Origin of the sequence: Streptococcus chenjunshii, assembly GCF_003086355.1 — a bacterium.
GTDB lineage: Bacteria > Bacillota > Bacilli > Lactobacillales > Streptococcaceae > Streptococcus > Streptococcus chenjunshii.
The window spans coordinates 220,990-232,725 of sequence record NZ_CP031733.1 but is presented as its reverse complement, the minus strand read 5'-3'; the positions used below and the strand labels follow the sequence as shown (position 1 = coordinate 232,725).

General features: G+C 33.1%; 2 protein-coding genes. Both read right to left on the bottom strand.

The features are described 5' to 3' along the window. Positions 1–6: 6 nt before the first annotated feature. On the bottom strand, positions 7–2,040 hold the full coding sequence (locus DDV21_RS01295) for a type I polyketide synthase (RefSeq protein ID WP_116877586.1): 2,034 nt from the start codon (positions 2,038–2,040) through the stop codon (positions 7–9). A gap of 17 nt (positions 2,041–2,057) precedes the next feature. Further along, complete coding sequence (locus tag DDV21_RS01290) at positions 2,058–11,450, bottom strand: non-ribosomal peptide synthetase/type I polyketide synthase (RefSeq protein ID WP_116877587.1); 9,393 nt, start codon at positions 11,448–11,450, stop codon at positions 2,058–2,060. Positions 11,451–11,736 lie beyond the last annotated feature (286 nt).

The window sequence follows — 11,736 nt, the reverse complement described above, 5'->3', positions numbered from 1 at the left end:
TCCTTTCTAGACAAGTAATTTCTGAATTATACTTGTCATATGATCTACTGTCGGATTTTCAAGCATGTCTTCAACATCTAACTCGATGTTAAAATGCTCTTCAATATCTGCAAGCATTTGATAAGCTATGATAGAATTTCCACCTAGCTCGAAAAAGTCTGTTGAAAAGTCCTCTTCATCTACACCTAGATAATTTGTCCAGACTTCTTTCACATAGTACTCAAGTTTAACCTCCTCTTGACTGATAGCAGTCTCTTCTTTTGAGGATGAAGTCTCTGCTGCCTCAATAATCTCCTCTGACTCTGGTTGCATCCAAAATGATTTATGTTCGAAGAAATAGCCAGGAAGAGGCTGCTTCATTACAGTACTTGGAACAGTCTGTTCAAATTGAATGTCTATACCTTCTTCCCAAGAGTTCTTGATTGCTTTACATATTTGTATAATTTCGGATGTTTCAATGTCCATGCGCTTTCCAATATCAAGAATTTCTTGAGTATTATCAGCCTGTTCAAAGATGGAAGTATCGTCCTCTACATTATCTTCTTTTAATTTATCCAATAATTCCTTACGATCTTGATAATAAATAAGTGTTCGGCATGAGAACGTCTCGCGTTGGAAATTATAAATAAGATTAAGAACCTGATCATCTACTGCATTTTCCAATAAATATTGATACAAGGCCTTTTTCATCTGTTTTAAAGAATTTTCGGATTTCGCAGATAGTTTAAGAAATTTTATTGTTCTATCTTCTTTTATTTTTAAACACTCAACCGGCTTCCTGTTATATTCTTCTAAGACAACATATGCATTTGAACCACCCATGCCAAGAGAACCAATACATGCTCGTAATGGGTAATCTTTATTCTCCCATTCTTCAAAATCACTTACGAGATTTAGGTTGCTACCTGAAAGTCCAAATTGGTGATTTTCTTGATTATTATATAACGATGGACAAAGATGCTTTTTTTCTAAGCACAGTACAGTTTTAACAAGCGATGCTATCCCGGCAGCGGCAAGTGCGTGTCCTATATTACCTTTTACTGACCCAAGCTTAACTTCATTGCCTGAATGTTCAAAAATTCGTTTAAATGAAGCAACTTCAATTTGATCCCCCATACTAGTCCCTGTTCCATGTGCTTCAATATAAGAAATACTTTCTGGAGAAATGTCACCAAAAGCTAAAGCATCTAAAATAACACTGGTTTGTCCAGTTTCGCTTGGAGCAGTATAGGACATCTTTTCAGATCCATCATTATTAATCGCACTTCCACGAATTACCGCATAGATATAATCATTGTTTTCAATTGCATCTTCCAGGCGTCGTAAAACAATGGTTCCTAAGCCTCCACTAAAGATAGTTCCATCTGCATCCTCTGAAAATGGAAGACAGTGGCCAGATTGTGAATAAATTTCATTTTTAACATATCTATAGCCTTTTCCTTGTGCGGCATTAACAGAAACTCCGCCACATAAAGCCATGTCACATTCATAGGTTAATAAGCTGCGACAAGCCATGTGAAGCGCTGTTAACGACGAAGAACATGCAGTTTGAACCGTTAAAGATGGCCCCGTTAAATTCATACTATATGAAATTCGGCTAGAAATATAATCAGAGCTGTTCCCATGAAAAGCTTGCGACATAACTTTGTCTAAACTAATCCCATTATTTTTTAGGCTAGGGATGACATTATGAACTAAGTATGAACTGATTCCACTACCTATAAAAACTCCGGTTTTCTCTGTTATGTTTTTAGTATTATAACCAGCATTTTCCACAGCTTTCCAAGCTGATTCCAGCATTAATCTTTGTTGAGGATCCATATATTCAGCATCTCTCTTACTAATGTTGAAGAATTTTGCATCAAACTTATCAATATTATCTAAAGAGAAAGCTTTGTTAACAAAATTTTTATCATCACTATCATCAATAGAGTCTTTGATTACGCATTCTCCATTTTTTAATATTTCCCAATACTCATCAAGATTATTTGCACCCGGAAATTTGCAGTCCATCCCTACGATAGCAATAGCATTTTCCATTTTCATCTCCCTTTCTATTAGTTCCTTTTAGCATTATGTTTCATAAATAATGTTGCTTTCTTCCTACGCTGTTGAGCTTCTTCAAAAGCAGATTGTATGTTGCTTTCTGCTTGTTTTTTATCTTTATCTAAATATTTAGATAAGGCTCTAATTGTCGGATTATTAAATAAGACCGTTATCGGGATTTCTCTTTGGAATTGTTCTTCTAAGTTTTGTTGTAAGGTTAAAAGCTTCATAGAAGTCCCACCAACCTCAAAAAATGCTTTGTCAGACGGAATCATATGAAGTTCAAGAACTTCTTCCCAGGCTGTTTTAACCATTTTTTCTGTTTCTGATAAAACTTGTTTATCAACAACCAAAGCACTAGTATTATCGATTAGTTTTTCAAGTTGTCTGCTATCAATTTTTCCATTTCTTGTTAGCGGAATAGAAGGTATCGTTATAATCCTACTTGGTATCATATATACAGGAAGATAATTAAGAAGACTATCCTTACACTTTTGCTCATCAAATTCATTAACTGTAGTTACAAAAACATAGATATTATCTTTGTAGAAAAGCGCTTTAGCATAATCTACATCACCGTAGCGTGTCACTGCACTTTCAATTTCACCAAGTTCAATTCGCTGTCCGTATCGTTTTATCTGACCGTCTTTTCTCCCTAAAATATCAATACTGTCATCTAGTCTATAACGGCCAAGATCTCCAGTATTATAAATATTGGACTGAGATGAAAATGGGGTGATTTGATTTGAATTTTCTGTCAAGTACCCTTTAGCCAAATACTTTGTACATACATGAACTGTCCCAATTTCTCCAATAGATACCTCTTCACCTGATTCATCTGTTAACACAATCTTAACATCGTCAATACCAGGTCCTATTGGCAGATATTCTCCTAAACTATTAAGAGCTTCCTCACTATACTCAATAAATGACATTCCTTGCGGTGTTTCTGTTGTTCCATAATAATTAACAATTCGACAATTTGGTGCAATCTTTTTTAGAGCTTGAACTGTTGATTTCCTCAACCTTTCGCCTCCAAAAAATAAGAAGCGAAGGTGTGACAGTTTTTTGTTTGGATGGCGTTTAGCCCCTAAAATAATCGCTTCAGCTAAGCTTGGAGTAATGTTAGCAACACTAATATTACTTTCTTTTAAATATCTGAATAAATCATTTTGAACCAACTCGGATTCATCTGGAAAAACAAGTGACGCACCCAATGTTAAAGGTACAAATATATCTCTTAAAATCGGATCATGCGAAATTCCTGAAAGTATAGCAAACCTATCATTAGAATTTAAATCAAAGTGATGAATTTCCCAATCAATAAAATGATTAACTGTACTATTACTTCCTAAAATAGCTTTAGGTTTCCCTGTAGTACCAGAAGTCATAGCAATATAACTGCTATCATTAAGTGAGTATTGTACTTTTTGTGATTGTACTTCTAGAACTTTAGTTTCACGGTCCATTAAATCAATAAAGTACGAACTATTTGTTGCCTGCAAGGCTTCGTCAATCTTTCCCTTTGGCCACTGTGAATCAATAATTGTAAATAAGGATTCACATTTCAAAACGGCTAAAATGGCAGCGATCATTCGTGGTTCTCTTAAACCACTGATGGCAATGACACATCCTTTAGGAACATTCCTATTTTTAAGTTCTTCGAAAATTTGAGTTGCTTGTTCTTGGATATCTCTACTATGGTAGACTTTATTTCTGTATTCAAAGTTAAGCCCTTCGCTATTATTTGTAATGTTTTCTAGCGCTGTATAAGCTAACAAATTCGAATCATTACAATTTTTAGTCATCATACCTTCAGAAAAAGCTATTTTCTTTGCTAGCCTATACTCACCAACTCTTCTAGAAGCATCTTCAATAATCGTTTCAATTAACCAAACATACTGATTTAAAATGAGTTGTGCTGTTTCTTGACTATATACGCTTGAATAGTAATTCAATCTTATTTGAAGACCATCTGTATTTTCTGTAAGATAGAATGTAAAATCATACTTAGCTTCTTGAACATCATCTTCTATAACATCTAATGTCAAACCATCTAAACCATTTACATCAATGTTAAAATCAATCATATTGATGAGTACTTGAAATAGTTGAGTATTATCAGAACTCCGAGGAGGATTGGCAGCTTCAACAATACGATTCAAACCAATTTCTCCCATATCCATAGAAGAAATAATTTCATTCGCCACCGTATTAAGATATTCTTTAAAATTGAGATTTGGATCTACATTCAGCTTAGCAACGGTCGTATCGATAAACATTCCAATCATTTTTTGACTGTATTTATTATCACGACCAAGCATTGGGAAACCAATATTAATGCTTTCTTTTCCAGAATATCTTCTAAGTAAAATTCCCAAAATTGAAGTCATGAAGCTAAATACGGTTATTCCATGTTGCTGTGCAAACTTTTCAACTTCTGCATACTTTCTAGAATTTATAATTGTATAAACATTTCTACCTACGTGATCCATAACAAGAGGACGTGGATAATCTTCGGGCATACTGAGAATAGAATTTTCATTTTCAAATTTGTTTTGCCAATAGGTTTCACGTTTTTTATCAAGTTCTTCATCATGCTTAATGTACTCTGTATAGCCGATATCCTCATATTGATATTCCAAAGGTTCTTCTTCAAAATTCGTTCCAGTACGATAAAAGTTATAATAATGCTTAAGCTCAGTAAAGATAATCTTGAATGACCATCCATCTGCGATAAAATGATGAATTGTAAACAAGAAATAATGCTCATCAGCAGTTGCTTGTAAAAGCTTAACCTTGAATAATGGATATTCATCAGGCCTTAAATTAACAAGCTTCATAGCTGTGATTTCACGTTGAATTTTAAGATGTTTTTGTTCAGTTGTTAACTCTGATATATTTTCAACTGGAATCTCAAAAGAAAAGTTATCATCTAAATCACATAAGATATCATCACCAGATAGATAGTATCTAGTATGTAATATATTATGTCGCTCCACAATCTTATTCAAAGCTTTATTCAAAGCTGATTTATCCAATGTACCAGTTAATTTTAAAGCAATCGGAATATTATATTCACGTGTTTCCTTTTTCAATTGACTAGCAATCCAAATTCCCTTTTGTTTTTCAGATAATCTAGTTGGTACATCTTGTGGTTTTTTCTGTAGAATAAGGTTTGACTGATTGTTTTCATCATAAATAATCTGGCATAATGCAGATACACTTATATTTTTGAGCAAGTCCTCAATCTTTAAGTCCACTCCAAATTCTTTTTCAATATCTACCATCAAATTATAGATATTGATCGAGTCAATTCCCAATTCTAATAGAGTATCTGTCATTGAAATCTCATCATTTTCCACATACTTTTGGAGGACCGCTACTACTGCAACTTCTTTTGGAGTTGCTGGTAAAATGACATTCCGATTTTGACTTTCTTCCAGAGCTTGTTGTTTTAAGCGTTCGCGGTCAATTTTCCCATTTTGCGTTAGCGGCATATATTCTGTCAGAAATACCTTATCAGGAATCATATAATGTGGCAAAATAGGTTCTAAATCATTTCTAAGATTTTGTTCTGACAAATTCTCCTGCGGTTTTGGCTCTACGTAAGAAACAAGTTGTTTATCATTACCTTTTTGTATAAGAAGAACAATTGCATTTTTTACCTTGGAAAGATTCTGAATTACTTTTTCAATTTCCTCTAATTCAATTCTATAACCATGGATTTTAACTTGATTATCAGCTCGTGCAACATAATCAATTTCACCTGAATAGTCTAATCGAACCAGATCCCCTGTTCTATAAAAACGATTTCCTTCTATATAGATAAAGCGTTTTTCATTTAATTCCTTTAATCCAGCATATCCTTCCGCTAATGATATTCCACCAATTAACAATTCACCTGTAACTCCTTTAGGGCAAAAATTTCCATCTTGATTTACAATACGTAAATCAGTATTGGCTATTGGTTTTCCGATCATTACCTTTTTATTTACATCGCATTTACTTGTTGTATTCCATATTGTCGCTTCTGTGACCCCATACGCATTATAAAATTCATGATCTATACACCAATTATTCTTGATATCATCTGTACAAGGCTCCCCAGCAGTTACAATAACTCTTAAATCTGGAAGATTCTCATTTTCCATTGATGCTAAAACTGATGAAGGTAAGGTTGTAACAGTTATTTGTTCATCTTTAAGAAAACCGTGTAACCTCACACCCGTTCCCATTTTTTCTCGGGAAGAGAATACTAAAGTAGCTCCATGTCCAATGGCCATTAAGATATCAAAAACAGAAGCATCAAAACACACAGAAGCAAAGAATGTAACTCTATCCTTTGAATTAACATTGAACAGACGTTCTTGCTCTTTTACAACATTTTCAACTCCTGCATGTGTGACTTTGACACCTTTTGGTCTACCAGTTGTTCCAGAAGTATAAATCATATAAGCAGTACTTGCTAGGCCGTTATTAACAGTAAGATTAGAAGAAACTTCATCTGTGATAACTGGAGATACTACGGTAACTTTAGAATAATCTAATCCCATATCATCAAAAGTTCCATCTGAAACTAAAAACTTCATACCAGAATTATCCACTATATACTGCAATCGCTCACGTGGATAATTCTTATCTAATGGAACATAGTAAGCTCCTGCTTTCATAATAGCAAATATACTTGTTAAAAATACCTGGGATTTTTCTACTGCAACACCGACAGCAATATTTTTTCCTTGAGTATACTGAATAAGTTTTTTTGCTAAAATATTACTTCTACGGTTGAGCTCGGCATAGGAAATATTTTCTCCATCATAGCTTACAGCTAGTTTTTCTGGAAGCTTTTCAGCGAAATACTCAAGATATTGATGATATTTGATCCCTTGCATTTCGACACTAGTTTCATTTGCTGGTATATTTTTAGAAATGCTATGGTCTTTAATTGGAAGTTTAGGTTTAGTTAAAATGCTTTCAAGTAGTGTCTCATAGCTATCTAATAAAACCTCTATTGCTTTGTCTTCATATACTGCATCCTTAAATTGACACTTAACAATTACTTTATCTGAGCACTCTTCAAGCATAAATACAAGATTGTATTGTGAATCCAAGCATCCTATATTCATCTTTTCAAAGTTCATACCATCAACGGTAAATATATTTTCTTTATCATCACCATTCATGAATACTGGCGCACTATTAACTTCTCCAATTGTTTTTTCATATGCAAAAACATGGGAGAGATTTTTCCTTGTTTCTAAACTAACATTTTTTAAATAATTTAATGGTACACCTGCAGGATAATCATATGCTTCAAATAATTTTTCACGTGTTCCTTTAATAAAATCATTAATCGTTTCTTGTGGATTAATTTGGCTAGAAACAAGAATGTTTTTGACAAGATAACCAATTGTATCATAGTATGTTGCATTTTCTCGTCCAGAGCTATAGGTACATGTAATAAAATTGTTATCATTGTTGAGCTTATAATAAAGAAGCTGATAAATACTATATAAAGTTTCAAAAAGCGTATAGCCATATGCTTTACTGAAATTCTTTAACTTTTCAAAAAGTCTACTATCAATTTGTAAATACTTTTCTGAGCTACTGGATTTTGTACGATCTGGATTCGAAAAAACTCCAAAATCTTCTGCCAACTCACACCCAGCTAAGTCCTTTTTCAACTTATTTGTTGCAATTTCATACTGATCAGACTCTTTTACAGATAGCTCGTGTTTTTGATAATTAAAGTATGTTTTATCTTTCTCCAAAGTAAGAGGAATCCCACTTTGTAATTGCTTATATGCAGCAATAATTTCTTTTAATAGGAAGAAAATCGAAACGCCATCAATGACACTATGATGAATAGATAAACCAAAATACCAGTCATTTGCTTTTGCTCCTAAAACCACACGTACAGTTTCTTTTTCTAAATCAAATGGCTGATTCAACACCTCATTAATATATCCATCAATATCATCAATGTGTGAAAAGTCTGCTATCTGTACTTCAACATTAGATGTGGATTCTGTTTGAACAATCTGCTGACCATCCACAGAAAACCTTAGATTTAATGCTACATGCTTTTGGATAACAGCTTCACAAGCCAATTTCCACTTTTCTGCATCAAATTCTGTTCCCATTTTCCAAGCAGCAGCCATATTGTACTTATTACTTGTTTTATTTAATAATTGATCACGTATAATAGCTGCTTGCCCATCTGTAACTAACTTTTGAATATCTGTATCTAATACTTTATCAGTATCTTGAATCTTTCTGTTCTTTTGAAGATAGCTATTAATCTTTAATATCAGATCTCCAACTGTTTTTAATGTGCTTAAATCAGTTATTTTAAGTGCAATATCAAATTGTGTGTTAATTTTAGAATTTAGTTGAAATAGCTTGAGTGAATCAATATCTAAATCAGCAATTTCACTTTCAGATGTTATACTTATCGATTCATAAGTAACTGAAGAGATTAAATCAGTTATAAATTCTTCAATCTCGTCTTTTGTAAAAGTCTTTTGGACTGTTGGAAGTTCAGGTGTAATAACATCTTCCTCAACTTTAGCCCATATTTTATTTTGGGCAAATGAATATTTTGGAAGGTGAACTCTATTGCCTTTTGTAATGTTTAAAGCATTCCAATTAATATCTATTCCTAAATTAAACAAATCAATAGTTGCATCTAACAAGGCTTTATCTGGTGATGTTTTTTTCTGCTGTGTTGAGATAAGGCTAACCTTGGACGATTTTTTATATTTGAAAAGGTAAAACATCAAAGCCGAAGAAGGAGCAATTTCAATAATAATGTCACTTTTATTTGCAATATAGGCAGCTGCATCAGCAAATCGCACTGTATTTCTCATATTGTCCGCCCAATAGTTTGCATCTAATTTTTTTGAATTAAGGGAATTCCCCGTTACTGTTGAGACAAACTCGATATTTGTTGGTTTGCTTTTAATTTTACCTGTTTTTTCAATAAATTCTTCCTTAAATGGTTCTAATCCTACATAATGGAAGGCATAATTAACAGGTAAATATTGGCAGCTAATATTATTAGCTTGGAATGCTTCCTTAAGTCTGGCGACTTCATCATTAATACCAGAAATAACCACAGAATCAACCGAATTAATGACACCAATAGAGGTGTTTTCATAGCCTGTCAGATATTCAGAAGCTTTCTCTTCGCTTAATGATACAGACAACATTTTACCTTTTCCTGTAAATCGTCTGAGAATAGTACTCCGAGAATGAATAATTTTAACTGCTGCATTGAGAGATAGTGAACCGCTAGTAAATGCCGCAGCTACTTCACCAAGACTATGTCCGCAAACTAGGTCATAGTGAACTCCCATTTCTTTTAACAAATGAGCTATAGAAACTTGAATAGCAAAAATAGCGGGTTGGGCAAAGTAAGAATCCTGTAAGATGTCTTCATTATTGCTAGCAATAATTTCATTTAAATCACATTGACCAATCTCTTTAAATTTTTCTACACATTTCTCAAACATTTCTCGATATGCAGGAAATTGACTAAGCTGACGCCCCATTCCAATCCATTGAGTTCCTTGACCAGAAAAGATTAAAGATACTCTACTATTGTTTTTTATTTCTTCATTTTTTTCAGGAATCTTAAGAGCTCTAGCAAGTTTCTTAAGTAAGTCATCTTTATCTTTTACGATATATCCAGTTCGATATTTTCTCAAGTTTGTTCTTTGAGTCATCGCATACTCAATATCATTTAAAGAACCATTATAGTCCTGAACGAAATTATGAAATCTTTTAATTTTTCTATAAAGCGCATCTTGGCTTACATCAGATAAAGGTAACACATAGTTTTCTTTATTACTATATTCTTGTTTCTTTACTGTACTATTGTATTTTTCAAGAATAACATTACAATTGGTACCACCAAATCCAAAAGAACTGACTCCACATATAAATTGTTTATCTTTAATCTTTACAGTCTCTTGAACAATGTGTATATTTTTTTGTTCTAGTTCCAGTTTGTCATTTATTTTATCAATACTTTTTGTTGGAACAAGTTCACCATAAAATAGACATAACGCCGTTTTAATCAACGATGCAACTCCAGCAGCGCTTTCCAAGTGTCCGATATTTGTTTTCACTGCACCAAGAAGAAGAGGATGCTTGCGTCGTAAATCTTGGTTAATGGCCTCATCAATCGCAGAAACTTCAATATAGTCTCCTAAAAAAGTACCTGTACCATGTGTTTCAATATATCGTATTTCAGATGTTGAGAGCCCAGCATCGGCAGCAGATTTTTTAAGCAATTCAACCTGCATATTTTTATTAGGAGCAGTTAATGAAGCAGAACGCCCATCTTGATTTATTGCCTTCCCAATTATTGTCGCATAAATTCTATCACCTCTATCTTCTGCAGCAGTAAGACGTTTAAGGATTAAAACCCCGACGCCTTCTCCGCGTACATAACCATTTGCCTTTTCATCAAAGGTTTGACACAAACCATCCGGTGAAAGCATCCCAGCTTCTCCCATAGCTCTATTGAGTTCAGCATCAAGAATGATATTGACGCCTGCTGCAACTGCTACTTCACATTCTCCTCTATTGATACTTTCTATTGCTTCATTTACAGCAACCAAAGATGACGAGCAAGCTGTATCTATTGTCATACTTGGCCCTTTAAAATCAAAAAAGAAGGACATTCTGTTTGATAACATTGCCATAGAATTTCCCACAATCGCATTAATGTCTTTCTCATTTGAAATAACTGTTCGTAAGTAATCAGTATTTGAAGCTCCTACAAAGACTCCTATTTCCGTGTTTTGAATATCTTTTTCAGTAATATCAGCATCCTCAAGTGCATGTACAATCTCTTGCAAGAGTATTCTTTGCTGAGGATCAATATTAGCTGCTTCCGTTTCAGACATGTTAAAATATACATTATCGAATACTTCTATGTCATCAATATACCCACCATCATATATTTTTTTGTTTTCTTTAGGCGAGATTTCTGGACATAATTTTTTTCTTTCTTCTGGATATGGCTTAACGCTTAATGTCTGATTTTTTAAATTATTGAAAAATTCATCAATATTATTAGCTCCTGGAAATTTGCAAGCCATTCCCGTTATTGCTATCTTTTCTTTTCTAACGGTTTTTTTGTTTAATACATTAACTGCTTCTCTATTTTCAATACATTCATTCAAGTATTTATAAAATTTGTTAACGGTAGGATAATCGATCAATGCTGCCATATCTAGTTTAACATTTAACTCTTGTTCTAATTTACCAACAAACTGAACCAATGTTTGAGAATCAAAGCCCATTTCCATAAATGGTTTATCCAAATCGATTTTTTCACTAGGTACCTTTACATAGTCTGAAATTTTATAAAGTAAATCTCTTAGCTCCATTTTTACATAACCTCCAAATTCGTTTTGTTCCTTGACGCTAAAAATTACTAATTTTTAACAAAAATTTTATATAGTGTGTTTTTTTAATCGCTAATAATTATTCAAGCTAATAGGTTAGGTACATATTAGTAATACTGATACCTTTATCGTATCATTTCTATTTTTATTTTATTGATTTTTCCATATATGGAAAAATCAATAAAATAAATTTCATATCTGAAAAAATCTTTTTCAGAGATTTTTGATGGTATAATAAAAAACATATTATATAAGGAGGTGTGCTATG

What these genes read in the sequence shown, in the direction of transcription:
- DDV21_RS01295 (WP_116877586.1), bottom strand. Translation starts at nt 2,040, where the DNA reads ATGGAAAATGCTATTGCTATCGTAGGGATGGACTGCAAATTTCCGGGT.
- DDV21_RS01290 (WP_116877587.1), bottom strand. Translation starts at nt 11,450, where the DNA reads ATGGAGCTAAGAGATTTACTTTATAAAATTTCAGACTATGTAAAGGTA.